The sequence below is a fragment of the Nonomuraea sp. bgisy101 genome, from assembly GCF_057708945.1.
In genome coordinates, this window is the sequence record NZ_JBYITD010000001.1 from 709275 (window position 1) to 734680 (window position 25406).

At 71.9% G+C, this 25406-nt stretch carries 24 protein-coding genes; 9 read left to right on the forward strand and 15 right to left on the reverse strand.

Going from position 1 to position 25406, the window contains the following annotated elements:
• Positions 1 to 45 precede the first annotated feature (45 nt).
• On the forward strand, positions 46 to 516 hold the full coding sequence (locus AC3EO4_RS03435) for a MarR family winged helix-turn-helix transcriptional regulator (protein WP_379578791.1): 471 nt from the start codon (positions 46 to 48) through the stop codon (positions 514 to 516).
• On the opposite strand, the gene AC3EO4_RS03440 is transcribed toward AC3EO4_RS03435, so the two are convergent.
• From AC3EO4_RS03440 to AC3EO4_RS03465, 6 genes are all read right to left on the reverse strand, one after another.
• Positions 494 to 1978: an SDR family oxidoreductase gene (locus tag AC3EO4_RS03440; RefSeq protein WP_431893626.1), complete on the reverse strand. Its 1485-nt coding sequence runs from the start codon at positions 1976 to 1978 to the stop codon at positions 494 to 496. The two genes, AC3EO4_RS03435 and AC3EO4_RS03440, sit on opposite strands and share 23 nt — an antisense overlap.
• A gap of 149 nt (positions 1979 to 2127) precedes the next feature.
• Positions 2128 to 3234: a hypothetical protein gene (locus AC3EO4_RS03445; protein ID WP_431893629.1), complete on the reverse strand. Its 1107-nt coding sequence runs from the start codon at positions 3232 to 3234 to the stop codon at positions 2128 to 2130.
• Between the two features lie 21 nt (positions 3235 to 3255).
• Positions 3256 to 3450: a hypothetical protein gene (locus AC3EO4_RS03450; protein ID WP_431893631.1), complete on the reverse strand. Its 195-nt coding sequence runs from the start codon at positions 3448 to 3450 to the stop codon at positions 3256 to 3258.
• Between the two features lie 121 nt (positions 3451 to 3571).
• Positions 3572 to 4114, reverse strand: a complete 543-nt coding sequence (locus AC3EO4_RS03455) for an antibiotic biosynthesis monooxygenase (RefSeq protein ID WP_431893634.1) — start codon at positions 4112 to 4114, stop codon at positions 3572 to 3574.
• A 333-nt stretch (positions 4115 to 4447) separates the two neighbouring features.
• Positions 4448 to 5026, reverse strand: coding sequence for a hypothetical protein (locus AC3EO4_RS03460; RefSeq protein ID WP_379578781.1), 579 nt, complete (start codon positions 5024 to 5026; stop codon positions 4448 to 4450).
• Positions 5027 to 5180: 154 nt separating this feature from the next.
• The gene (locus tag AC3EO4_RS03465) at positions 5181 to 5735 is read right to left on the reverse strand and encodes a GlcG/HbpS family heme-binding protein (protein WP_379578779.1); all 555 of its coding nucleotides are present in this window, start codon (positions 5733 to 5735) and stop codon (positions 5181 to 5183) included.
• Between the two features lie 104 nt (positions 5736 to 5839).
• On the opposite strand from AC3EO4_RS03465, the gene AC3EO4_RS03470 reads away from it, so the two are divergent.
• Positions 5840 to 7729: a helix-turn-helix domain-containing protein gene (locus AC3EO4_RS03470; RefSeq protein ID WP_431893637.1), complete on the forward strand. Its 1890-nt coding sequence runs from the start codon at positions 5840 to 5842 to the stop codon at positions 7727 to 7729.
• 83 nt (positions 7730 to 7812) lie between these two features.
• Here AC3EO4_RS03470 and AC3EO4_RS03475 read toward each other — a convergent pair whose 3' ends face one another.
• From AC3EO4_RS03475 to AC3EO4_RS03500, 6 genes are all read right to left on the reverse strand, one after another.
• The gene (locus AC3EO4_RS03475) at positions 7813 to 8190 is read right to left on the reverse strand and encodes a Rieske (2Fe-2S) protein (RefSeq protein ID WP_379578775.1); all 378 of its coding nucleotides are present in this window, start codon (positions 8188 to 8190) and stop codon (positions 7813 to 7815) included.
• A gap of 10 nt (positions 8191 to 8200) precedes the next feature.
• Complete coding sequence (locus AC3EO4_RS03480; RefSeq protein ID WP_431893639.1) at positions 8201 to 9409, reverse strand: NAD(P)/FAD-dependent oxidoreductase; 1209 nt, start codon at positions 9407 to 9409, stop codon at positions 8201 to 8203.
• Positions 9406 to 9747 (reverse strand): Rieske (2Fe-2S) protein, encoded by a 342-nt coding sequence (locus tag AC3EO4_RS03485; RefSeq protein ID WP_379578772.1) that lies wholly within the window; start codon positions 9745 to 9747, stop codon positions 9406 to 9408. The genes AC3EO4_RS03480 and AC3EO4_RS03485 overlap by 4 nt, the downstream gene beginning before the upstream one ends.
• Positions 9747 to 10460: an iron-containing redox enzyme family protein gene (locus tag AC3EO4_RS03490; protein WP_379578770.1), complete on the reverse strand. Its 714-nt coding sequence runs from the start codon at positions 10458 to 10460 to the stop codon at positions 9747 to 9749. The genes AC3EO4_RS03485 and AC3EO4_RS03490 overlap by 1 nt, the downstream gene beginning before the upstream one ends.
• Before the next feature lie 102 nt (positions 10461 to 10562).
• Positions 10563 to 12020, reverse strand: coding sequence for an aldehyde dehydrogenase family protein (locus AC3EO4_RS03495; protein ID WP_431893642.1), 1458 nt, complete (start codon positions 12018 to 12020; stop codon positions 10563 to 10565).
• Positions 12021 to 12210: 190 nt separating this feature from the next.
• The gene (locus AC3EO4_RS03500; RefSeq protein WP_431893643.1) at positions 12211 to 13833 is read right to left on the reverse strand and encodes a gamma-glutamyltransferase; all 1623 of its coding nucleotides are present in this window, start codon (positions 13831 to 13833) and stop codon (positions 12211 to 12213) included.
• A gap of 254 nt (positions 13834 to 14087) precedes the next feature.
• Here AC3EO4_RS03500 and AC3EO4_RS03505 point away from each other — a divergent pair, with 254 nt between their 5' ends.
• Positions 14088 to 15725 (forward strand): hypothetical protein, encoded by a 1638-nt coding sequence (locus AC3EO4_RS03505; protein ID WP_379578764.1) that lies wholly within the window; start codon positions 14088 to 14090, stop codon positions 15723 to 15725.
• 149 nt (positions 15726 to 15874) lie between these two features.
• Here AC3EO4_RS03505 and AC3EO4_RS03510 read toward each other — a convergent pair whose 3' ends face one another.
• Positions 15875 to 16198: a hypothetical protein gene (locus AC3EO4_RS03510; RefSeq protein ID WP_379578762.1), complete on the reverse strand. Its 324-nt coding sequence runs from the start codon at positions 16196 to 16198 to the stop codon at positions 15875 to 15877.
• 486 nt (positions 16199 to 16684) lie between these two features.
• Here AC3EO4_RS03510 and AC3EO4_RS03515 point away from each other — a divergent pair, with 486 nt between their 5' ends.
• Positions 16685 to 16858 carry a hypothetical protein gene (locus tag AC3EO4_RS03515; protein ID WP_379578760.1) on the forward strand — a complete coding sequence of 58 codons (174 nt, stop codon included), beginning with the start codon at positions 16685 to 16687 and terminating at the stop codon, positions 16856 to 16858.
• Positions 16859 to 17297: 439 nt separating this feature from the next.
• Positions 17298 to 18566, forward strand: a complete 1269-nt coding sequence (locus AC3EO4_RS03520) for an NAD(P)/FAD-dependent oxidoreductase (protein WP_431893646.1) — start codon at positions 17298 to 17300, stop codon at positions 18564 to 18566.
• Positions 18567 to 18654: 88 nt separating this feature from the next.
• Here AC3EO4_RS03520 and AC3EO4_RS03525 read toward each other — a convergent pair whose 3' ends face one another.
• Positions 18655 to 19611, reverse strand: a complete 957-nt coding sequence (locus AC3EO4_RS03525) for an Lrp/AsnC family transcriptional regulator (RefSeq protein ID WP_431893649.1) — start codon at positions 19609 to 19611, stop codon at positions 18655 to 18657.
• An 81-nt stretch (positions 19612 to 19692) separates the two neighbouring features.
• Here AC3EO4_RS03525 and AC3EO4_RS03530 point away from each other — a divergent pair, with 81 nt between their 5' ends.
• Positions 19693 to 20556 (forward strand): NAD(P)H-binding protein, encoded by an 864-nt coding sequence (locus tag AC3EO4_RS03530; protein ID WP_431893651.1) that lies wholly within the window; start codon positions 19693 to 19695, stop codon positions 20554 to 20556.
• Positions 20557 to 20869: 313 nt separating this feature from the next.
• On the opposite strand, the gene AC3EO4_RS03535 is transcribed toward AC3EO4_RS03530, so the two are convergent.
• Positions 20870 to 22666, reverse strand: coding sequence for a WD40 repeat domain-containing protein (locus tag AC3EO4_RS03535; RefSeq protein WP_431893652.1), 1797 nt, complete (start codon positions 22664 to 22666; stop codon positions 20870 to 20872).
• Positions 22667 to 23087: 421 nt separating this feature from the next.
• Here AC3EO4_RS03535 and AC3EO4_RS03540 point away from each other — a divergent pair, with 421 nt between their 5' ends.
• From AC3EO4_RS03540 to AC3EO4_RS03550, 3 genes are all read left to right on the forward strand, one after another.
• Entirely contained in the window at positions 23088 to 23333 is a 246-nt protein-coding gene (locus tag AC3EO4_RS03540) for a hypothetical protein (protein ID WP_431893654.1), read from the forward strand.
• 770 nt (positions 23334 to 24103) lie between these two features.
• Positions 24104 to 24580, forward strand: a complete 477-nt coding sequence (locus AC3EO4_RS03545) for a DUF6223 family protein (RefSeq protein WP_431893656.1) — start codon at positions 24104 to 24106, stop codon at positions 24578 to 24580.
• Between the two features lie 286 nt (positions 24581 to 24866).
• Positions 24867 to 25268: a DUF6223 family protein gene (locus AC3EO4_RS03550; protein ID WP_431893657.1), complete on the forward strand. Its 402-nt coding sequence runs from the start codon at positions 24867 to 24869 to the stop codon at positions 25266 to 25268.
• The last annotated feature ends 138 nt before the right edge of the window (positions 25269 to 25406 follow it).

Here is a 25406-nt window from a genome sequence, read left to right on the forward strand (position 1 = left end):
TTATTTCGTTCGGCCGAACGAAATATAGGCCGGAGGGGGAGGCTCGTGTCAACAGATATTTCGGAACACCGAAAGAAACTTCTCGAAGCGCTGTTCGTCGCAGGCCGGGACAACAGCAACGCGGCGGTGATGTTCCACACCGCGGTCGCGGCGCGCATCGGCCTGGGCATGACGGAGGAGAAGGCGCTCGACCTGCTCCAGCGGAACGGGCCGATGACGGCAGGAGAGATCAGCCAGCACACGGGACTGGCCCCCGCGTCGGTCAGCGGGCTGATCGACCGCCTGGAAGCCAAGGGCCTGGCCCACCGCACCCGCGACCCCCGTGACAAGCGCAGGGTGATCGTCGAGGTCGACTACGGCAGGCTGGCCGGCTTCGGGAGCCTGTTCGACGGGCTGGTCTCGGGGCTCACCGAGCTCTACGGCGGCTACACCGACGAGCAGCTGGAATTGATCCTCGACTTCCTGACCAGGGCCACGGCCATCCAGCGGGCCGTCACACCGCACCTCGCCCCATGAGGCCCCTGGCCGCGGCCGCCACGTTCCTCGGCATCCGGCCGAAGATCAGGCCGTGGAAGGGGAGGATCGACCACCAGTAGAGGTGGCCGAGCAGGCCGTGCGGGTGGAAGACGGCCCGCTGACGGTAGACGGTCCGCCCATCCTCGACGCCCTGGCTCAGCTCCAGCCAGGCAAGACCAGGCAGCCGCATCTCGGCCCGCAGGCGGAGCAGGCGCCCCTGCTCGATCTCCTCGACGCGCCAGAAGTCGATGGAGTCGCCCACCCTCAGCCGCAGGGGGTCCCGGCGGCCGCGGCGCAGGCCCACGCCACCGACCATCCGGTCGAGCGCGCCGCGGACCTTCCAGGCGACGGGAAGGGAGTACCAGCCGTTCTCGCCGCCGATCCCCTCGATGACCCGCCACAGGGCCTCGGGGTCGGCCGCGACGGTGATGGCGCGCCGGTCGATGTAGAGGCTGCCGCCCGCCCAATCGGGATCGGTGGGCAGGGGATCGCTCGGAGCCCCCGGCATGGCGGCCGAGGACCACCTGGTCGCCACATCGGCCTCCTTGATCTTCTGAAGGGCCAGCGAGACGGCCCGGTCGAAGCCGATCAGGCCGCCCTCGGGGTCGGCGACGTACCGGGCGATGTCGTGCTCGCGGCACACCGCCTGGCTGCGCAGCGACTCCACCAGGGGGCGCGCGATCGCCGCGGGGACCGGCGTGACCAGCCCGACCCAGAGACTCGACAGTCTCGGGGTCAGCAGCGGCACGGGAATGATCAGCCGTGGCGGCAGCCCTGCCACGGCGGCGTAGCGCCGCATCATCTCGGCGTAGGTCAGCACGTCGGGCCCGCCGATGTCGAACCCGCTGTTGACCTCCTCGGCGATCCCCGCCCACGCCACCAGGTAGCGGAGCACGTCCCGGACGGCGATCGGCTGGGTACGGCTGCGTACCCAGCGCGGCGTCGTCATCACCGGCAGCCGCTCCGCCAGGTACCGCAGCATCTCGAAGGAGGCCGAGCCCGACCCGATGATCACCGCGGCTCTGAGCACCACACTGGGCACGCCGGACGCCAGGAAGATCTCGCCGACCTCGGCCCGCGAGCTCATGTGCGCCGACAGCCGGTGCCCCTCGCCGGCGTCAGGGGTGAGCCCGCCGAGATAGACCACCCTGCGAACCCTCGCACGCCGTGCCGCCACCGCGAACGTGCGCGCGGCGTCCCGGTCGGAGGCGGCGAAGCCCCGCCCGCCGCTCATGCCGTGGATGAGGTAGTAGGCGACGTCGATCCCGCGCAGGGCCGCGGCCACGCGCTCGGGGTCGCGCGCGTCGGCCTCGGCGATCTCGGTCCTGCCCGCCCACGGCAGATCGCGCAGCCGCCCCGCCGAGCGCACCATGCAGCGGACGTCGTGGCCTGCCGCCAGCAGTTCGGGCACGAGCCTGCCGCCGATGTACCCGGTGGCCCCCGTGACCAGGCAGCGAGTCATGCCCAGTGCCTACCCCGCCGGTGGCGGCATTGTCATGTTTCGCCGCTCCTTGGGCCGGGAGGCGCGCCGCCCGCCGCGGCGGACCGGCAACGCCACCGTGCACCTCATCGACAGGGTCCTCATGCCCACGTAGCGGCCCCCGGCCTGGCTCAGCCGTACGTGAGCAGGAAGTGGCTCTCGAAGTCGCCGCCGCCGGCGGCCGCGACCGCCCAGAGGCCGCTCGATCCGGGGATCCTGGTGATCGACGTCCTCGTCACCGTCTGGTGGTCGTACTCGCGCTGCTCCCGCAGGGGCAGCTCGGGTCCGTAGGAGGCGGTCAGCCTGTCCCCGGCGTACCGCAGGAACATGATCCGCCTGCCGTGCGCGAAGTCGACGCCGCTGGCCCAGACGGTGCCTGCGGCGTCGCTGGTCAGGCCGGTCAGCCGTCCCCTGGCCACGGGGACGGCCACCTGACGCCATGACCTGCCGTCGTAGTGGAGCGCTATCGGCCTGGAGGCGAGGAAGTCCTTGTGGTCATAGGACGTCTTGCCCGCGTACCCGACGGCCCAGACGTCCCCGCCGGCGACCTGCCACACGCGTGTCAGGTGCCCGTCAGGGATCGAGGGGGCGGGGGTGAGCTTCCACGTCCTGCCGCCGTCGGTGCCGCGGACGATCAGCGGCTGGGTCCCGGTCGAGCCGACGGCCCAGATCTCGCCCGTCCCCGCGCGCGACGTCACGGCCTCGAGCTTGCCCGGCAGGGAGTGCGCCCGGTAGAAGCCCTTGTCCCGGTTCCAGCCCAGGACCACGCCGCTGCCCTTGACGGTGCCCACGAGCCACGGCCTGCCGCCCGAGACGGCGACGTCCGCCAGCCTGCTCTCCGCCCCTGAGCCGAGCGGCTTGTAGCCGGTCCACCGCGAGCCGGTCCAGTGGCCGGCCCAGGGGGCGGTGCCGTTGCCCACCGCCCACACGTCGGTCGGTGAGGCCGCGCTGACACCCTCGACATGCTCGAGGTCGGCCCCGGGCGGGTTGGCCTTGCTCCAGCGCGAGCCGTTCCACCGGATGATCGCGGCGCAGCCTTCCCTGTCCTCGGCGCTGCAGGCGTAGCCGGCGGCCCACGCGTCGCGCGTGCCCGACGCGGCCACGTCCAGCAGGGCCGTCGCGCTCTCGCCGATGTCGACGCCCTTGACGATCCGCCACGCGGGTGCGGCGGCCTGCGCAGGCTGGCCGGCCAGCGTGACGGCGACGGCGGTCCCGACGCCCAGTAACAGTCGAAGCATGATCATTCCTTTCGGTGCGGTCTAGGCGACGGCGGTGAGGATCGCGTCGAAGGTCGGGGTGAGCCGGGTGGTGGTGGACGTGGCGGCCTCCTGCGCGGACACGTCGCTCTTCGCGGCGGACCCGGGTGTCGACCCGCAACCCGCCAGGAACGCTCCCGCGAGCGAGAGGAGGACTGCGCCGCGTTTCGCGGACGGCAGGGCCGACAGGACTGTCATGGGGGCTCCTCCAGGTGTCTGACCCAGTGATAGAGCCGGCCGCTTGCAAGCCGCTTTCCGGCACGCCTGTCCCTGCCGGCGGCGCGGCTGAGGCGGGCCGTGACCGCTCCAGCGGGGATCGCTACCGGTACAGCCAGCGGCGCAGCACCCGGCTCAGCAGCGGCATGAGGGCGTAGGTCAGCAGCGGCGACAGCATCGCGGGCAGCGTCATGGCGCGCAGCGGCAACGGCAGAGGGAGGCTCGCGATCCTGCCCGCCAGCAGCCACTGGAACAGCAGCACGCACGGGTAGACGGCCACGAACGAGGTCAACGCCGTCTTCCACCGCGACGGCGGCGCCACCGTGCAGTGCGGCAGGCTGAACCACGATTCCATCCCCGTCGTGGACACCCTCGGCTCCGCCTCGGTGGCGATGCCATCCAGCCTGTCCACCCAGGTCGCCCTCTCATTGGAGTTCAGCCAGCGCTTCAGGCTCGTGACGTCGGTGAACCGCAGGATCGCGAAGTACCGGCCCTCCTTCTCTCCTGGCCGCAGCCAGGTCACCCCCAGATGGCCGGAGAACTTCATGGCGGCGGCGTTGACGTCGTACAGCCAGCGCTCGAACGCCTCCCGCCTGCCTGGCGCGACGTCCCAGGTGAAGAGCAGTGTGACCGGTTCCTCTTCCATCCCACCACCCGACCGCAATCGAGGGCTCTCTTCAACCACCGTCCCCCTGCCGGCCTGCGCGGCCGCACCCGCCTCAGGATGCCGGAAGCTCCTCGGGAAGGCCGCAGCGGCCGCGGCGCCGGCCGCCGCGGGGTGGCGAAGACGCGTTCGGCGAAGAACCGGCGGATGTCGTCGCGGCCGGCGAACCATGCGGGCAGCGGCGGCGTGGTGAACCTGGCGTCGCCGGCGAGCCATGCGGGCAGCGGCGGCGTGGTGAACCTGGCGTCGCCGGCGAGCAGGGCCACGATGGCGCGCGATCCGCTCCCGCGAGGGCCTGCCGGCACCGGCCGCCCGTCAGGTCGTGGCGACAGGGGCGTCGTCGGACGCCCTCCACAGCCCCGCGGTCATCCAGGCGATGCCGACCGCGGCGGCTGCCAGACCGGCCAGGTACACCGGCAGCGGCACCGCGCTCCTGAGCGAGCCGGGGACCATCCCGGCCATGTAGAGGACGACCGCCACGACGGGGAGCGAGCCCGACCGCAGCGCCGCGAGGCCGAAGGTGAGAACGCCCGCCAGCAGGATGACCGAGGTGACGAGGAAGGCCCGCCCCGTCCCTCCGGCCAGCAACTCGCCGGTCGCCGACCGCCCGAGGTAGGGGAAGACGAAGTGCAGGCTGTACTCGATGGCGAACGCGCCGGCGAGCCCGGCCGCGTTGAGCAGGAAGCCGGCCAGGCCGAGCCCACCCGCCCGGTGGCGGATCAGCAGGTAGAGACCCGTGACCGCCAGCAGCCCTGCCAGCGGCGCGAGCGGCGCGATGGAGTGCGTGAAGGCGGTCTCGGGCAGTAACCCGCCACGGCGGGCGACGTTGACCAGCAGCAGGACGGCGCAGCCCAGCCCCGCCACCGCGCTGGCGCGATACAGAGATGATCTCATTCTGGTACTCCTCGACGTGTGGGGACGACCGTTATGATCGCCGCCGCACGACCGGGCGGACAGCTTCCGCGGCAGGACGTAAGCACCCCGAAAGGATTCACGTCACGCCCGGGCAGGGAGGGCGCCGCGCCGCCGCGCTCCGGTGGGCAGGCCGTCATGCCGCCGAGGGCGCGACCTTCTCGCGGAAGGCGCGCAGGGCGGCGGCGCCCACCGCCTTGTCCTGCTCGCCGTTGCCGCCGCTCACCCCCACCGCGCCCACCACCTGTCCCTCGTGGACGATCGGGAACCCGCCCACGAAGATCGCGAACTTGCCCGGATGCATGTGGCCGATCCCGAAGGCCTCGTTGCCCGGCAGCGCGGGGCCGTCCGGCGGTTCGTTGAAGCGGTGCGTGTCCCGCCGGTGCCCGGCGGCGGTGAACGCCTTCGCCATCGCTATCTCGACGCCGGTGAGCCGGGCTCCGGTCATCCGGTGCAGCGCGATCGGATGGGCGCCGTCGTCGGCGATGCAAATGGTCTGTTCGACGCCGATCCTGTGCGCCTCCTCCTCGGCGGCGGACAGCATGACGAGGGCGTCCTCAAGGGTCAGCCGAAAGACGCGGTGCACTTTTCCTCCGTCGTTTTCCTGAGAATAGGCATGCAAAAGAAGGACGCCGCGCCGGAGAAATCGGCTATTGCCCACCTGGCGCGGGAAATCCAGACTGATGAACAACTCCTCCCGCTGGGGACGGGACCTTCACACACCGTCAGTCTCGGAGGGAGCCTGACCCCGGGCAACAGACAATCCGCCGAACCAGCGGGACAGGATTTGGGCACATGGCACATCCACACCTGACCATCGACGGCACCGACGGCACCGACGGCACCGACGGCACCGACGGAATCGACGGCAACGGACACGTCCCGATCAGGACGCTCCTGGCGGAGCCCCTGTTACGCGGGCGGGTCATCGGCGGAGAGGCGGGGCTGGGCCGTACCGCGTCCTGGTGCCTGCCGCTGTCGGAGGTCGGCCATCACGCCATCTCCGGGGCCACCCCCAGGGCCGGCTCCGGCGCCGCCTCTGGGGAGGGGCCGCCCCGTGACCTCTCAGGCGTCGCCGTGCATCTGCCGCTCGCCACGCTGACAGGGGAGAGCGGCGAGGGCCTGGTGGCGGAGCTCGCGGGTCGCGGCGCGGCGGCGCTGCTGGCCTGGTCCCCGCCTGACGGCCCAGCGGCCCAGGAAGGGCCCGCCGGACGGCTCGCCGATCCCGCGGGCCTGGCGGCCGCGACCCGCGCGGCGGACGCGGCGGGCATCCTGCTGCTCATCCTGCCCGCGGAGGCCGACTACCGCGCGGTGAGCCGGCTCGTGGGGCAGAAGGCGCTCGCCCAGACGAGCCACGTCCTGGAGTACAGCACCCGGGTGCACCGCGCGCTGGCCGAGGTGCTCGCGCGCGGATCGGGGATCCCCGCCATGGCGCGCGCCATCACGGGCCTGTCGCGCTGCCCCGTCATGGCGATGGACGCCGACGGGGAGACGCTGGCCTGCGCGGGTTTCGACGGCACCGGCTGCGACCCCGAGGAGATCGGCGGCCTGCTGGCCGAGCGCCTTCCCGACCTGCGCGACCGGTACGGCACGGCGGCGGGCCTGATCGAGCTCGACCTGCGAAGGGAGGGGCCGGCCCACGCCACCCACGTGCTGATCGCGCCGATCGTCGTCGGCGGCGAGCTGTACGGCAGGCTGGTCCTGATCGAGCCGTCCTGGCCGTCCGACGAGCACGATCTCGCCCAGCACCGGGTCATCGCCGAGCACGGCGCGACGCTGACCGGGTCGGAGATGCTGCGCCAGCGCTCGGTGAGGGCGGCGGAGGAACGGGCGCGGGGCGACTTCGTGGAGGCGCTCGCGCACGGGCGCTTCGCCGACCCGCACGAGCTGGAGGCGCGAGCCCGCCACCACGGGTTCGACACCGCCGGACGGTTCGCCGTGTTCGCCGCGACGGCGGGCGCGCTACTGCCGGCCGGCCGCAGGGACGAGCGGCGGGCCGCGGCCGTGACGCGGATCGCCCAGGCCGTCGAGCCCTCGGCGGACAGGTGGACCATGGCCGCCGCCGTCGGCACGTTCATCGTGGTGATCCGCCAGGTGGCGGCGACGGGCGCGGCGGCCGACCCGCTCGCCGAGCAGCGCGCCGTCGCGCAGTTCGCCCAGCATCTCCACCGGAGCCTGCGCGCCCACCTGGGCGACGACCTCAGGGTCACCTCGGGCCGCCCCGGCAGGGGCGCGGCGGGCGTGGCGGCGAGCTACTACGAGGCGAGGGTCGCGATGGGCCTGGCGCGCCACACCGACGCCTCGCCCGTCTGCGGTTACGACGACCTGCGCGTCTACGCCGCGCTCAAGGAGGTGGCGGCCAGCGCGGAGGGAAGGGCCTTCGCGCGCGAGATCCTGGAGTCGCTGCGGCGGGTGCACAGCCAGAGCGGAGACCTGGAGCAGGTGGTCATCGCCTACATCAGGTCGGCGGGCAATCTGAACGCCGCGGCCCGGACGCTGAAGCTGCACCGCAACACGATGCTCTACAAGCTCGACCGGGCCTCACGGGCGCTCAGGATGGACATCAGGTCGGCCGACACCCAGTTCATGGTCTGGCTCGCCCACCACATCGACACTCTCGCCGCGGTCACCGGTGCCCTGTCCGACGAGCTGTCCCCGCCCGCCGACGACGTCCTCGTACCGTGATGCCCCTGCCGCCGGGCCGTCTTGAGGCAGGGGCCCCGGCGGCAGGGGGCGGCGGCAGGGGGCGCGACGGCGGCGCCGCGGGCTCAGCCCGTCGCCTCCCGCCTGCCGTGGTCGAGCCGCCGCCGCCTCGGGCCGTCCGCCGTCGCCGCCTCCGGAGGGAGCAGGACGAGGATCTCGCCGCCCTCCTCCCTGGCCGGGTACACGTGGATCGGCCTGGTCGCGGGAGGTGTGACAGGCTCGCCCGACTCGTAGTCGAAGACGCTGCCGTGACAGGAGCACAGCAGACCGTCCTCTGTGGCGTGGCCGGACGACAGCAGGCAGTCGAGATGGGTGCAGTAGTTGGACATGGCGTGGACCCGGCCGGCCCAGCGGGCCACCGCGATCTCCACCCCGTCCAGGAAGAACCGCCGTACGACGCCCTCGGGCACCTGGCCCGACCTGGCCACGCGCCGGTAGTCCATGGCTCTCTCCTCACAGCAGATCGGTCAGGTCGGTGTCCTCGTCGCGCAGCGCCGCAGGGTCGGGCTCGGCGCGTGCCGCGATGAGCTGCCGCGCCGCCGCCACCTCGCCGCCCCTGTCGATCCCGAAGGCGGCCCGGAGCACGCCCTTGTCCAGGTAGAAGGCGACGAAGTCGAAGCCCTCCACGTCACCGCGCACGACGATCTCGTCCCCGTCGCTCGCGTGACCGGTGTACTGCAGATTCCTGCCGAACTGGTCGGACCAGAACCAGTGCGGCGTGCTGTACGGGCTGCGCTGCCCGAGGATGCTCCTGGCGGCCGCCATGCCGTGGAGGCTGGCGTGGTCGAAGTGCTCGACCCTGATCCTGCGGCCGGTCGGCGGATGGTGGTGGCGGGCCACGTCCCCTGCGGCGTAGACGCCCTCGACGCTCGTACGGCAGTACTCGTCGACCAGCACGCCGTCGTCTACCTCGACGCCTGAGCCCTGGAGCGGCTCGACGTTGGGCACTGTCCCGACGCCCACCACGACCACGTCACCCTCGACGGCCCGGCCCGAGGCGGTCAGCACCACGGCCGCCCGGCCCGTCTCGGCGTACCCGCGCACGGCCTCGCCGGTGCGCAGGTCGACGCCGCAGGCGCGCTGCAGGGCCGCCAGCACCCCGCCCATCCGCTCGCCGAGGACGTGCGCCAGCGGGCGCTCCGCGCGCTCGATCACGGTCACGTCCGCGCCCCGCGCCAGGGCGGTCGAGGCCACCTCTGAGCCGATGAAGCCGGCACCGACGACCACCACCCTGGCGCCTGGCCGCAGATCCTCCCTGAGCCGGTCCGCGTCCCCCATGGTCCGCAGGTACCTGACCCGCTCGCCCTCGAATCCCGGCAGACGGCGCGGCCTGCCACCGGTGGCGACCAGCAGCGCCCCCGCGCGCAGCACGGAACCGTCGGCCAGCTCCACCGCCCGTTCGGCCGCGCGCACGGCCACCACCCGGACGCCGAGGCGGAGCTCGACGCCGTTGTCGGCGCACCAGCGCTCGGGAAGCAGGCACAGCCCCTCGGAGGTCTCCTCGCCCGCCAGGTACTCCTTCGACAGCGGCGGCCGCTGGTACGGCGGGGCGTGCTCCTCGCCGATGAGGAGCACGCCGCCGTCGAACCCGCGGCGGCGCAGCGTGCGCGCGGCGACCGCGGCCGTCTGGCCCGCGCCCACCACGATGACCGATCCGATCACCGGTTCTCCTCCATCGCCGGCGTCCGCGGACGCGGATCCACGTAGACCGTGCCGTCCTCGACCCGCACCTCGTAGGTGGGCTGGCACTCGTCCTGCCCGTCGGCCCGCCCGGTGCGCGGGTCGAAGGCCCACTGGTGACCGGGGCAGATCACTCGGCCGTGCAGGATCGTGCCCTTGGTGAGCGATCGCTGCTTGTGCACGCACACGTCGCGCAGGGCGTAGACGGTGCCGTCCACCAGGAACAGCCCGATCCGCTCGCCGCCGACGGTCACGAGCTTGCGCCTGCGCCGCGTGAGATCGGGCAGCGTCCCCACCTCGACCCACTGGTTCGACGTCATCACGTCGCGGCGAGGTCCGGCTTGACGTAGTGGCTGTAGAGCGCGTCGGTGTAGGAGAAGCGCATCTCGGCGCCCCACCGGCACAGCAGCAGGCAGCGCTGCTGCAACTCGGGGGTGTCGGCGTGGTCGAGGACGATCTGGTAGCCCCGCTCGCCGTGCACCTCGTCCGAGGTGATGTGCAGGTCGAAGAACTCGATCTCGTCCTCGGTGAACCCGTACACCTCCCGCAGCGGGACGATCTGCTTGCGGTAGATGCTCGGCACCTGCGACTCCAGGCCGATGACGAGCGCGGCCGTGGCGACGACGAAGTGCTCGCGCATGGCCACGGCGTAGCACCACGACTGCAGGCCGCGCGTGACCGGGTTCATGTTGGCCGGGTCCTCGATGCGCCCCCTGGTCGTCCCGCACGCCTCGGCGAACCGGATCAGCAGGTCGGTGTGGCGGATGTCGGCCAGCTCCTCCTCGTACATGTTCTGCAGGAGGAAGTCCTTGGCGCCGGTGAACCGGTCGGGGGTGTTGGCGTAGACGTAGGCCAGGTAGTCGGCGAACGGCCCGACGTAGTGGTAGTGGTTCTCCGCCCAGCGGGCGAAGTGCTCACGCTTGAGCAGGCCCTCGGCCCACGCCCGGCTGAACGGCGCGTCCTTCGCCTTCCGGCCCTTGATCGAGTCCTTCAGCGCCTGGCGGAATTCGTCGCGCGACAGCAGTTCCGGCATTTTACCGCTCCCTTCTCCTGAGGTCAGGCTAGGAAATTCCGATTTCTTTTCGTACGGTTATCCGGCACAGCGGCGAACGGAATTCGTGTGCACTCTGCACCGTCAGTCGAGTGGCGAAAGATAAACGCTCTTCTCGCGGAGATAGAAAAGCATCGCGGTCGGCCCCGCCTGCTCCTTGAATGTCTGGGAGCTCGACTCGCCGAGCCCTCCGAAGGGCACGTTCATCGCCGTTCCCGTGGTCGGCTGATTGACCTTCACGAGGCCGGACGGGCTGCGCCGGGCGAAGGCCAGCGCCTTGCCGAGATCGCGCGTGACGATGCCGGAGGCGAGGCCGTACTCGGTGGCGGCGGCCAGTTCCAGCGCCTCCTCGAAATCGGCGGCGCACTGGAACCCCAGCACGGGGCCGAAGATCTCCTCGCGGGCGAGCCGCATCTCCGGGCAGACCCCCGCGAAGACGGCCGGCGCGACGAACAGGCCGCGTTCCCGCCCGCCGCCGGTGAGCCGGTGCCCGCCGGTCATCAGGTCGGCCCCCTCCTCCTGGCCGACGCGCACGTGGTCGAGCACCTTGCGGAGCTGGAAGTCCGCGGCCAGCGGGCCCATGTCGACGCCCGGCCGCATGCCGTCTCCGACGGCCAGCTTCCCCGCGAGCTCCACCACGCGGTCGAGGAGCGGGTCGTGCACCTGGCGCAGGGCGATCACGCGGCTGGTGCCGGTGCAGGCCTGGCCGCTGAGGCCGAAGGCGCCCTTGACGATGATCCGGGCCGCGCGGTCGAGGTCGGCGTCCTGCAGTATCACCACCGGGTTCTTGCCGCCCATCTCGAGCTGCGCCCGCCGGGACGGACCCACCAGGGCGTGCACCGCCCGCCCCGCGGTGGTGGAGCCGGTGAAGGTCACCGCGGCCACGCGCGGGTCGGCCGCCGCCGCGGCGCCGGCGGCGGCGCCGCCGTGCAGCAGCGCGACGGCCCTGGACGGCAGCCCCGCCGCGAGAAGCGCCTCGACCAGGCGCTGCGCCATGAGCGGGGTGACCGGTGAGGGCTTGAACAGGACGGCGTTGCCCGCCGCGAGCGCGGGCCCGATCTTGCGCGACGGGATGGTGAGCGGGAAGTTCCACGGTGTGATGGCGCCGACCACCCCGACGGGCTCGCGCCAGGTGTACACCAGGCCGCCGTCGTCGGCGGGATAGGAGGCGCCCGCGACGCGATGCGCCTCGCCCGCGTAGAAGCGCAGGTTGAGTGAGGTCCGGGTGGTCTCGGCCGTCGCCTCGGCGAGCGTCTTGCCCTCCTCGCGCACCAGCTCGGCGGCCAGCTCGGCGCGCCGCTCTTCCAGGAGGCCTGCCGCCCTCCCCAGCACCTCCGCCCGCCGGTCGGCGGAGGCCGCGGCCCACTCGGCGGCGCCCTCGGCCAGGGCGGGCAGCGCGGCCTCGACGTCCGCCATCGACGACTCGGGGAACTCCCCGACCAGGTCGTCGTCGTCGGCCGGGTTCCTGCGCGAGAAGACCTTCCCCGAGTGGGCGGCCGTCCACTGTCCGGCCACCAGGTTGAGCCCGGATGTGCTCGTCACGTCGCTTCCTCCTCCGTGTCACGGGCCGCCACCAGCCGACGCCCGCGGGTCGCCTGCCTCCCATGTCCGCCTCCGCCGCCGCTCCACCGGCTGGGCCGACGCCCGGGGCTCCTGACGCCTCCACGTCCGCCTTCTCCGCCGCTCCTGACGCCTCCACGTCCACCTCCACCTCCGCTCCACCGGCGGGGGCTCAGACACCGAGCGCCACCCCGTCCTGCCGCGGGTCGGCGGCGCCGAACAGGACGCCCGACGCGTGGTCGGCGGTCACGACGAGCGCGCTGCCGCCCGCCCCCCACGGCCCTGTCACGCGCACGTCGTACCCCAGCTCCCCGAGCCGGGCCAGCACCCGATCGCCCAGGCGGGACTCGCAGCGCAGCTCGCAGGGCCTGCCGAGGGTGTCGGCGTCGCTGCCGGGGAAGAGCGTGAAGCGCGGCGCCGACACCGCCTCCACGGGGTCGGCACCATGGTCGAGCACGTGGGACAGCAGCTGCGCGTTCCACTGGACCTGGCCGTCGCCGCCGGGCGTGTTGCCCACGTGGCGCAGGCGGCCCGCCGCGTCGGTGACCATCCACGCGTTCAGCGTGTGCAGCGGCCTGCGGCGCGGAGCCACCTCGTTCGGGTGCCCGTCCAGCAGGTACGCCCCGCGGCCCAGCCGGTTGTTGAGCACGACGCCGGTGCCGGGGACGGTGATCCGCGCGCCGAACGTGAAGGCGAGGGAGTGGATGAGGCTGACCGCCATGCCGCTCGCGTCGACCGCGACCACCGAGGTGGTGTCGCCCCCGCCGGGCACCGGCGATCGTGCCACGACGGGGGGCCGTCCCGTGCTCAGCGCCGCCCTGCGCGCGGCGAGGGATGCGGGGGTGAGCAGCTCGCGCCAGCCGTCACCGTCGGATCCGCAGGAGGCGAGCCGGTCGGCGAAGGCCGTCGCGGCCGCGCCGGCCGCCCAGCCGATCGCCTGCGCGCCGAGCCACGGCAGGCGGGCGAGCACGCCGTCGCACAGTGCGGCCTGCTGGAGGACCATCCAGCCTGGCGTCGGCAGGGGCGTCTGGTGGACGGTGAACCCTCCGTAACGCCCGTCGATGGACGGGCCGGTCAGGGCCTGCCCGCACGCGGCCCACTCCTCGCCGGAGAAGGGGGCGCCCGCCGACGACAGCGCCGCCACGGCGCGCTCGGCCGGCTCGCCGGTGTAGAAACCGGCCGGGTCGGCGGCGAGGCGGCGCAGGGTCGCGGCCAGCTCGGGCTGGATGATCGGCCGGCCGGCACGCGGCGGCCTCCCGCCCGGCAGGAACACCGCCGCCGTCCCCGGGTCGCGGGCGAGAGCTCCCTGGTGCTCGGCGATGTCGGCACTGGTCCTGGCCGTGCACGGCAGCCCCCGCTCGGCCGCCTCGACGGCGGGCGCCCACAGCTCCTCGAGGTCGCGCGTGGCCGCCGCCGCGTGCAGGGCGGCGAGCGCCGCCACCGCGCCCGGCACGGCGACGGCGAGCGGCCCTTCCAGCGGCAGCGCGGCCAGCCCGCGCTCGCGGTAGAAGCAGGGCAGGCCGCCGTCGGGGCCGAAGCCGCTACCGCCGTAGGAGACCACCTCGCCGTCAGGGCGGCGCAGCAGCGCGAAGGCGTCGCCACCGACGCCGCACTGCCCGGGCAGGGCAGGCCAGCACATCGCGGCCATCGCCAGGGCGGCGTCGGCGGCGTTGCCGCCGCGTTCCAGCACCCGCGCACCCGCGAGGCCCACCGCCGGGTGGCTCGCCGCCACCATGCCGGCGCCCACCGCCGGGCCACGGGGCGGGATGCTCCATTCCTGCAGGAAACCGCACACGGCAGACAGTGTCGGTGGGGGAGTTCCGTCCCTGATATGGACCAAGTGCAGGGGATACGCAGGGAAACTTGGGCGCAGTGCACATGCGTCTTCCCTGCCGGCCCATCAGCCGGAGCGGGACGCACGCTGGCACGCTGCACAAACGACCTGGTGCTTAATGTGCAGTTTTCTCATTGCCCGCCCCCGGGAGACCGAGCACATTCTGTGCATCTACTCGCTGCCTGGTGCGCACGCCGTACCGAAAGAGAGGTGTCATGGAACTCGGTGCCGCTCACTGGATGTACCTGGCCGGGATTGTCGTGATCATCGCTGTGATGATCATGCGGAAGAACATCGTGATCCCCGCTGTCGCGGCGACGTTCTTGACCGCCTGGGCCTTCACCGGGAACCTCATCACCGGACTTCAGTCGATTTTCGGGGCCAGCCTCACCGCCGCGGCGGAACTGTTCAACATCTTCCTCATCATCGCCCTGGTGACGGCGCTCCTCGGATCGCTCAGGGCGCTGGGCGCGGACCAGCGGATGATCGAGCCCTTCCGGGCGATCATGCGCAACGGCCACGCCTCGTACTGGGTCATCGCCGGCGTCACCTACGTCATCAGCCTGTTCTTCTGGCCGACGCCTGCCGTACCGCTGATCGGCGCGATCCTGCTGCCGGTGGCGATCAGGGCCGGGCTGCCGCCGCTGGGCGCGGCCCTCGCGATCGCCATCGCGGGCCAGGGGATGGCCCTGTCGAGCGACTACGTCATGCAGGTCGCCCCCGGCCTGTCCGCCAAGGCGGCCGGGACGTCGGCAGGGCTGGTGGCCGACCGGGCGCTGGTCCTGTCGCTGATCGTCGGCGTGATCGCGCTGGTCCTCGCGTACGTGACGACCCGCAGGACGATCACGGCGCCGAGCCTGGACAGCCTGCTGGCCTGGGAGGGCGGGTCCGCCACGCCGACGGCCATCGCCGGTGGGTCCGTCGCGGGAGCCGCCGCCGTCGCCCCTGCCGTGGCCCCCGCGGTCGCGACCGTCGCGGTGGCGGACCAGATCGCGGCCGACAGGGGGGCAGAACCGCCGGGCTCCCCTGGGCCCCCGAGCCCGGCCGGGGCCTCGGACGTGCCCGGTCCGGCCGCGTCCCACGGAGCCGGCGAGGCTGCCGGGCCGGTGAGCGAGGCGGCCGGCGGCACGGGCCTCCCGGGTCTCGCCCGGCGGGCCAAGGCCTTCGCCGTCGTCGTCCCCCTCACCTTCGCCGGGTTGGTGGCGTACATGCTCCTGGGAAAGTTCACCGACCTGATCCCCGAGACGATCGGCGGTCAGGCGGCCGCCCTGGTCGGCGGGGTCGCCGCGGTGCTGCTCCTGCTCGCCACCGTCGTCACCGACGGCAGGCGCAGCCTGGAGACCTGTGCGACCCATGTCGTCGACGGCCTGGTCTTCGCGGTCAAGGCCATGGGCGTCGTACTGCCCATCGCCGGGTTCTTCTTCATCGGCAGCGACACCTTCGCCGGCAAGATCATGGGGCTCGAGGAGGGCGCCAAGGCGCCGAACTTCCTGTTCGACCTCGTCAACGCGGCGCAGTCGGGCATCCCGCACAACTCGTTCGTCATCGCGTTCGCCATTCTCGTCATCGGCGTGATCACCGGGCTCGACGGCTCGGGTTTCGCCGGGCTTCCCCTGACCGGCTCGCTGTCAGGAGCGCTCGGGCCGACCACGGGGATGGACCCGGCGACGCTCGCGGCCATCGGCCAGATGGGCTGCGTCTGGTCGGGCGGCGGCGTGCTCATCGCCTGGTCCTCGCTCATGGCGGTCGCGGGGTTCGCTCGCGTCCCGGTGCTCGACCTGGCGCGCAAGGCGTTCGTCCCCGTCGTCGTCGGCCTGGTGGCCGCGACGCTCGCCGGGGTGATCATCTTCTAGGCCGGGCGCTCTCCCACGGCGGGAGAGCGCCCCTTCATGCCGTACGGCGGCCGCCCGCGGCGCGCACCGACTGCCGGATGCCGCCCTCGTCCGGCGCGACCCCGCCGCCTCCTGGAGAGGATCCTCCGCGGCGGCCGCGAAGACGCGGGTCAGGTTCGGTCGGGGTGCGGCGGGGCGGCCTGGCCCTGCTTGCGGAAGGAGGTGTAGACATCGATCAACACCTGGCGTTGCTGCTCGGTGATGGCCGGGTCGGCCCGGAGGGCGGCGAGCACGTCACTGTGCGAGTGCCGGCTGTCGGGAAGACGGGTCCGCACGTGCAGGACCCGGGCCGGGCGGTGCAGGCTCGCGGCCACGAAGCGAAAGAGCTCCGTGCTCGGCGTGCGCAGAACCCGCACCGCCTGGTGCAGGTTGCGGCCGCAAACTTGCGTCAGGGTGGCGAGGACCTCCGCCCGGCCGCGCGTGTGGCAGGTCACTTGCGGGCTCTGGCCGAGGCCGGACGCCGGAAGGAGACGACACCGAAGATCAGCAGCGTCGTGGCGGCGGCGAGTGACAGGGTCACGATGACTGCTTTGGGCATGGCAAGGCTCCAATGGTGACAGATTGTAGTCAGGCGTTACTGGGTGCAATGTTTCCTTGTGGAGCACGTCGAAACCGTAGGTATCGCCTAGGTCGTCCCAGGGAACGTCAATGGAGCCGCCGCGCGGGCGAACCGGCATGCGGATCCCGGCCGGGTGCGCCGAACGCGCCACCGCGGGCCTGCCCGCCACCTCCGGCAATCCACTGACGCGGACCGCCGCCGCATCCGGTCGGCAGGGCCAGAAGGTGGTGGCCGCGGAGGGACGCCTGGCGCGAGCGGGCGCTGACGACCGCCGGATCCCTGCACGGCGGGGATCGAGATGAACCTGCCGCGCACTGCTACAGTCCACGTCCTGAAATGTCGGAAGAAGGGAGGCGTTGAGATGTTCGGCTACTCCGACGACCTGCTCGCCGAGATCACCCGCTTCCTCGCGGGGACCGGCGCGCAGCGGATCGGCGCCGACACCGACGTCACCGACGTCCCGATGGCCATGGGCTTCGAACGGCTCGGCTACCGGAACTTCTCGATCAGGCTCGTGCTGTCGGCCGCGTCCTGACTCACCCCGCATCCGGTGTGGCGCCCCGCCGATGAGCGGAGTGCCCGTTCCCGGCGCACTCTTCACCGTCGATGTGCGCGTTGTCGGCGGTCCGGCCGGCCGAGAGGCATGGGGCTGGTGCCCGGCATACAGGTGTGGCGCCCGCGCGCCGGCCGTACGGAGTGGTGGACGCCGACTGCGGTGGCGCCTGAGACGGGACCCGGGTACTCGATGAGTCTTTACCTGGCCGGTGTGTGTGCGAAGAGCCGGAGGGCATGACGCTCAGGGGTGCCCAAGGAGGGTCGGCAGCTCCGGATGGACGAGTTCTTCCGCGACGTGCAGGCCGCCTGGGGCGGTCACGACCTGGACGCCCGTTACGTCGGCGCCGAATTGCGTCTCTGATGCGAATCGCGGAGGGAGGCCGGTGATGGCCGGTGTGTTGACTCCATTGAAGAGCGCAGTGAAGTCATCCGTGGAACGGGTGAAGGCGCGCCCCCAGCCGGCCAGGCGACCGGCCAGGCCCCGCGTCGTGGTCGTGGGCGCGGGCTTCGCCGGGCTGAACGCGGCCCGCGAGCTCGCTCGCGGTGGCGCGCTCGTCGCCCTTGTCGACCCCCGCCCGTACACCACCTTCCAGCCGCTGCTCTACCAGGTCGCCACGGCAGGCATCAACTCCGGGGACGTGGCATACCCGCTGCGCGCCTTCGCCGGTAAGTACCCCCGCGTGCGCGTCCGTGTGGCCAGGCTGAGCAGCCTGCACCTCGACGACAAACGGGTGGAGCTCGCAGACGGCACCGCCCTCGACTACGACTACCTCGTGCTCGCCACCGGCGTCACCACCAACTGGCTCGGCATCGCAGGCGCGCAGGAGCACGCCATGCCGCTGTACTCCGTCCGCGACGCGGTCACCCTGCGAGGTCGGATGCAGCGCTGCCTGGAGGAGACCGCCGAGGGCAAGCGCCCCAGCACCCACGTCGTCATCGTGGGCGGCGGACCCACCGGCGTCGAGACGGCCGGGGTCCTGGCCGAGCTGTGCCGCCGTACCATCCCGCTCACCCACCCGGAGATCAAGCCCGAGCAGACCAGCATCACCCTGGTCGAGCGGTTCAACTACGTGCTCGCGCCGTACAAGCCGCGCCTGCGCGACGCCGCCGCCGACGCGCTGCGCAAGCGCGGCGTCGACCTCAGGCTCGGCAGCACTGTCACCGCGGTCGAACCGGACGCCGTCGTCCTCGACGACGGCACCCGCCTGCGCAGCGATGTCACCATCTGGGCGCCAGGCGTCACCGCGCCAGCGGAGGTCGCCGACTGCGGACTGCCGCAGGGCACGGGCGGCAGGGTCGTCGTCACCGACGCTCTCAATCTGGCGGACCACCCGGAGGTGTTCGTCGCCGGCGACCTCGCGCTGCCTCCCCAGCCGCTGCCGCAGGTCGCCCAGCCGGCCATCCAGATGGGCAGGCATGTGGGCCGGCAGATCCTCGCCGCCGCGCAGGACCGCCCCGTCCAGCCGTTCTCCTACCGCGACCCCGGCATCATGGCGATCGTCGGTCGCGCGGACGCGGTGCTACAGCTGCGCAACGGCACGACCATGCACGGCCTGTTCCCCTGGCTGGCGTGGATCTTCGTGCACATCGCGTACCTGCTGGGCGGACGGAACCGGATCACCGTGCTCAACGACTTCTTCTGGCGTTACCTGGGGCCACGCCACAGCGCGGCCTCGGTCGCCGAGTGACCCATGAGGATGATGTCGGCCACCGGACGCTTCGACGGCGCGGAACCGGATTCTCGCGGCTCTCCCGCCCCGCGACACGGGGCGATCATCAGGACAGGAGGGTGCCCACCCGCTTGACCGTACGAATCACGGGCGCGGTCTCCAGCTCGCGCACGCCGTCGAGCGGCGCGACCCTCTCGGTGAGGTAGCGGTAGAGGTCCTGAGTGTCGCGGCAGGTCACCCCGGCCATGAGGTTGGTCGGGCCGGTGGTGGCCGCCACCACATCGGCCTCGGGGTGAGCGGCCAGCGCGGTGCCGACCGAGACCAGGGCCGACGGTTCCACCTTCATCCACAGCCATGCCTCGGCGTGGTAGCCGAGGGCCTGTGCAGGGATCTCGACGTCGAACCTGAGGGCGCCGCTGGATCGCAGCTGGTCGAGGCGGCGCCGCACGGTGGTTTGTGACCATCCGCTCGCCGCCGCCAGCTCGGCGTACCCGGCCCGCCCGTCCTGGGCCAGCACGCGCAGCAGGGCATGATCCTGCCCGCTCAGGGAGATCTCCATCGCGGACGTCGGGGCCGGCCGGAGCCGCTCGGCCTGCTCGTCGGAGAGTACGGCGACCCGGCTGCGCCATCCGGCGAACATGTGCAGGGTCGCGTGGGCGGACATGGCGACGATGCGCGGAGTTCGCGGCAGTTTCTTCAGCAGCAAGGCCTCGCCATCCTGGTCGCCGCCACTCTGGACGCCGCAGGCGATCTCCGTGCCGCCGGACAGCAGGCGGACCCAGACGGTGTCGTCGCGGCGGGCGAGCGCCTCGGCCACTGAGCCGGCCGCGTCCGGTGTGCACACCAGGCGTACGGACCACGAGGTGTGCCCGAAGCGCGGGCCGTTGAGCAGGCCGATCACGCGCAGGTGACCATGTGAGCGCAGTCTGCGGTACCGGCGGGCGACGGTGTGTTCGGAGGTGCCGAGTACGTCGGCGATCGTGCGGAAGGAGGCTCGGCCGTCGAGCTGGAGCGCGTGCACGAGAGCGTGATCGATCGCATCCAGGGCACTGGTTTTCACCATATTTCATCATCTCATGCTCGTTATCGCCGCTTTGTGGCTCGTGATCGGCATGACATGCGGGGTCGGCGCGATGGTTGGTGCATGAGCACATACCTGGTCTTCGGCGCTACCGGAAATGTCGGCAGGCGGGTGGCCGAGCGGCTCGCCTGGGGCGGCGCCGCCGTACGGGCCACGAGCCGCACCCCGCTGCGCGCCGAGCTGCCGCACGGCATCGAAGTGATCACGCCTGATCTGGAGGCGCCCGGCGCCCTCGATGACGTTGACGCGGCGTTCCTGATGTGGCCGTTCCACTCGGCGGAACCGGCGAGTCCCATCGTGGACGCGCTCAAGCGCGGCGTCCGCCGTGTCGTCTTCATGACCGGCGGCGACGCGCGCCCCGGACTCGCCCCCGAGGAGCAGCCCACCCCGGTCGCCCGCTGGCACGCCACCGTCGAGCGCCTGATCGAGCGGTCGGGCATGGAATGGACGGTCCTGAGCCCCAGCACCTTCATGGCCAACACCCTGTGGTGGAGGGAGCAGATCCAGGCTGGTGACACCGTACGCGGGGCCTTCGGCTCGCTGGAGACGGTGCCGATCCACGAGGACGACGTCGCGGCGGTGGCCGTACACGCCTTGACCGGGGCCGGGCATGCCGGACGCCGCTACACCCTCACCGGGCCCGAGGCGCTGACCCAGGCCGAGCAGGTGCGGGTGATCGGCGAGGCGATCGGCCGCACGCTGCGGTGGCAGGAACTGTCGCCGGCGGAGGAACGCGCCCGGCTGCTGGCCGACCCCGGCTTCCCCGATGGCTTCGTCGAGGAGTTGCTCGCCGGCTACGCCACGATGGCAGCGGCCCCGCCTCCGGCCCCCACCTCCACAGTCGAGGAGATCACCGGGGCACCCGCCACGCCGCTGTCGGCGTGGGCCGACGAGCGCGCCGCGGACTTCGGCGGGCTGTCGCGATGAGAGTGATCGTCATCGGGGCCGGCCTCGGCGGGCCGGCCCTGGCCAACGGCCTGGGCAGGGCCGGGATCGACGTGGCCGTCCACGAGCGAGACCCCTCCCACGACCTCCGGCGGCAGGGCTACCGCTGCGCCACACCCTCCTGGCCGAGGCGACCGGGACGATCAGTAGCGGATGGTGAGCCTTCGGCGGCGTCAGCCAGGACATGGCCCGCTCGATCACCCAGCGATGCCGGCCTGATCGCTGGCTCGACTCCGTTACGCGCGATTCGGACGGCTACCTGCCGGACACAGGCCCGATGGACTGGTGCAGGTAGTCAGGACAGGTCCCAGGAGCGCACGCTGCCGTCCGCACCGGCGGAGACGACGATCGACCCGCCCTTCACCGTCACCACCGAGACGCCGTTGACTTCGCCCGTGTGACCTTTGAACGGTGGCACGAGCGGCTGCATGGTCAGCGGGTCCCACACGGCTACCGTGCCGTTCTCGTGCCCTGTCACCAGCACCGTCCTGGACTTCACCCGCGCGAGCGCCATTGTGGTGGTCCTGAGGGCGAGCGCATTGCCGTACGGCTTGCCGGTGGCTACATCCCACAGGCGGACGTAGCCGTACTCGGGCGCGTAGCGGCCCCTGGCGAACAGGATGGTCCTGTCGCCGACCTGGCCGATGGCCATGGCGTCTATCTCGGTCGCGTTCGTGATCGGCCGGCCGTACCGCTCACCGGTGGCCTGGTTCGACAGCTGGATCCGCCTGCCTGAAGCGGTGGCCGTCAGGCCGCGGCCGACGGCCACGGCGTCGACCTGCTCGCTCTCCTCCCGTGTCCTGCGTCCGCCCTTCCCGGACAGATCCCAGATCATGGCCTCGCCTTCCTGCGTGATGGCAGCCACGACGGGACCGTCCGCCGACATGCGGGCCCTGGCGTAGACCCGGATCGGGGCCTGGTCGACTTTCCTGCCCGTGGCGAGGTCTCGGACGATCACCCCGTCGATGTCGGCGATGACCGCCACGGGCTTCCCGCCGCGCGTGGTCACCACCATGGGCGCGTGTTCGACGCAGGCGCAGTCGATCGCCGCGCCGAGCTGCCGGTGGCGGGTGAGGTCCCAGACGCGGACCGTGTCGTCGTCGCCCGCGGTGACGGCGACGGGCTTTCCGTGCAGCAGGGTGGCGCCGATCGATCTGATCGGGCCGCCGTAGGCGCCGATCGGCGGGCCGAGCTGCTTGCCCGTGCGCAGGTCCCAGATCGACACCGTCCCGCTGATATCGCCGATGGCCAGGACCCGCTTCCTGCCGAGGCGGCCGACAGCGGCGACGTGGTCGAGCAGGTCGTCGCTGTCCCACCCGTGACCGACAGCCTTGCCGGTGGCCGCGTCGACGATCTGGAGCGTGCCATGCGCGCCGACGAGCAGAACCGTCTTCCCGTCGAGCTCGTCCACCCTGACCGACGTCGAGTCTCCATCCTTGGCCTGCACGCTGACCGCGCCGGTGGCGAGGTCCCACCGCTCGATCCCGCCGTCAGCCCCGGTGATGACCACCACACCCTGGACGACGCCGAGGCCGTGGATGTACTCGATCGATGCCGTCCGGGCGGTGGCCAGGGGTTTGCCCGTCGTCAGGTCCCAGGCGCGGAGGACGCCATCCTCCTCCCCGGTGACCGCGACGGTCGTGTCACCGGATCGCCCGATCGCACCGGCCTGGAGCCTGCCCGACCCCTTCAACGGATCGCCGAGCGGCTGTCCGGTTGCCAGATTCCAGCGCTGGATCTCGCCGCCGCTGTTCTCCGTGAGAGCGACCTGCGTGCCGGCCACCGCGCCGACGGCCAGCAGCCTTGGGAGCAAGGCCTCGGTGTCCATGGGCGGGGTCAGCGCGCGGCGCGCGCCGAGGTCCCAGACGCGGAGGGTGTCACCGTTCGTCACTGCGACGTCCTTGTTGTCCCTGCGCATGATCATCACGTCGTACAAGTTGCCCTGCCCGGTGGGGAGCGGCTCGCCGACGAGCTCGTGCGTGGCGAGGTCCCAGATGCGCAGGAGGCCGTCGCCGCCGCCGGTGACGACCACGGGCCTGCCGTTCACCGTGCCGATGTCGAGGCCCGAGGCTGCGTCGGCGTGGCCGTACATCGTGGGCCCGAGTTGACGGCCGGGCGCTGGAGGCGGGAGTCGGTCGATCGCGGCGGGAGGGGACGGAGATGCGGCCGGTTCGGGGGGAGCTGAGGTGCAGGCGGTGGTGGTCAGCAGGGCAAGTGCGACACATAACACCTTGATCGACGCCATCCGGATCCTTCCCCAAAGTCGGACCTATCTTGGGGCCTGAACCCAGGTCCCCGCCAGGGTGATGATCTCTCCCGGGTGGCTGCTGTGGGCGCCGTGCCAGTACACCTTCCCGGTCGATCGGATCGTTCACGGGCGGATCGCCGGTGAGCGCAGCCGCTCCACAGAGGGCAGGCCGGCCGCTTTGGCATCGTCGACCGCAATCCGGCCAAGGTGCGCGGATGGCAGCAGGAGTTCAAGCGCCGAGGATGAACTGGACGATCCTCGCGCCTTGTACCTGCCGGACAGGGCGGCTCTTGAACGGCTCGCCGATGCGCTCATGGAGACGCTCCACGAACAACTATCGGGGAGGGGAGAGGTTGTGATCTTCGCCGCCGGCACGGTGGCACGTATCGGCGAGGTATTCGGCGTCCGGGTCTGCGATATCGATGCCCGGACGGGGACCTGGACCGTCCGTGCCCTCCGGTGCCGAAACCCCAGTCTCCGTGATGTCCGGCACGCACCCCGCGACCTGTAACGATCGATCTACTTTGGGGCTGGGGACGCCTTCGGGAGGAGGACGCCCTACCGATCCGTAGCGATCTACTACGCTCTGCGAGGTCCGTCGTATCCGTGCTGTGGGAACGGCCAGTTGCGGAGGCCGCCTTCACTCAGCCAGTCGGCGAGGGCTGGTGTGGAGCGAGCCGGCTCCCGCCGGGGAAGGTTGGGGCGCGGGTACGACGACAACGCCTTGGCCCTGACCCCGGGGTGGCCTACCCCGAGCACCGGAGAAGCTCTCGGGATAGACCGCCCTCGGCAAGCCCCCCGCTTCCGCGGGGCTGTCCGCTGGAGGTACCGGGCAGTGCGCACCTCACCAGCCATCCTGACTCGAGCCCGCCGAAATCGCCGCACGACACACGGGGGCGAGCCCGGCACCGCGCGCCAGGCCGCCCCGAGGGCCGGACTCACGCCCCCGCAGCCTGCCCGGACAACCCGGTGACCAGCAACGCCGCAGCCACACAACCGGCGACCGCCCAGTCGATGACACCAGCACGAACACCGGATCGAACACCGAACCGTCCTGAACCCATGCGCGCACCCTAGCCGTACGCCCGCGCGAGCGACTCCTGCGCGGGGACGATCGGCCGGCTACCGCACCCGCAGTACCTCCGCCGCTCCTGCCGCGTCCGCGGCAGCAGGCTGCCGCATCGGCGGCATCACACATTGCCCTCATACGCGGGACGACCCGCGGTGGGTCCAGCGGACATGCTCAGGCGACATCCAGTCGTAGGAAGGAAGGAGCACCACATGTCCGTGCGTCACCTGCTTGCCGCCGCCGTAAGCGTCCCGCTCGCAATCGCCGGGCTTGCCACACCGGCGGCCGCGCACGTCTTGACCCAGCCGGACCCTGTCAGTGCCTACAGCATGACCGCCGGGCGTCTGTGGTCCGCGGTGGCCGCGCTGCTCGGGCTGGCCGGCGTGGTCATCGGCGGGCTGGCTCTGGCACGCGCCGCCGGTCGCATCGGCACCGGCTCCGGGAGAAGGGGGGCCGTCGTGGCCCTGGCTGCGGGGCTGGCCGGCATGGTCATCGGCGGGCTGGTCGTGGCCGCCGCCGACGGAGGTCCCGGCACCGGCTACGGGATAGTCGGAGGCTTCGTGGCCCTCGTGGTGGGGCTGATCGCCGTGGTTCTCGGTGGGCTGGCTCTGGCCCGCTCCCGCCACGCCACCGCGCCCCCGAACCAGCTGATCACCGCACAGGCGAGCACGCCCGGGGAACGGGGTTAATGCTGGTGAGCAGACAGCCGTCGGCGCTGAGAACGATCTTTATCGCGGCGTGAGAGGTCCGCTCTCGGTCGTGAAGGTACGTATCTAGGCGCGAGTCGTCTACGCGGAACTGCGTAGATGCTGCCATCTGCTGTCGGAGGCCGCGACTGCCTCGACGGCGCGTTGATCGATTCCGTGAAACCCCTCCCAGGCGCTCGCGCTCGTCACCGGCACCTCGGCCGGCACAGGCCGAGTCACCGCGCTGCACACGCTACCGACGCCTATCATCCGACCGAAAGGATGCTCAATGTCCGTCCTGTTTGTGCTTGCCGCACAGGCGGCCTCGCCAGTCTGTACGACGCCGGCAGAATGCGCGGGCCAGGGTGTCGATACTTTCCTCGGGACCCCTGAGCGAATCTGGGCCAGTGTGGCCGCACTGGTGGCGCTGGGCAGCGTGGTCATCGGCTGGCTGGCGCTGCGCTCCGTCCGTCGTATCGGCAACGGCGGAAGGAGGGGAGCCATCGTGGCTGTGGCGGCGGGGCTGATCGGCGGGCTCAACGGCGCGGTGAAACTGGCTGTCGCCGACGGTGGTCTAGGCACCGGCAACGGAGTATTCGGGGCGGCCTTGGCCCTGGTGCTTGGGCTGGTCGGCGCGGTCCTCGGCGGACTGGCTCTGGCCCGCTCCCGCCGCACCGAGCTGAGCGGCTGACCGCAGCGAATACAAGCGCGCGATCGAGGCCCTGATGACCGAACACACCTCGATCATCGCACGGCGGCCGCTTCCCGTGATCTTGTACGTATGTACCTACAGGCAGACCGCTCTACATCAACAAGTGCGGCTGCCCTA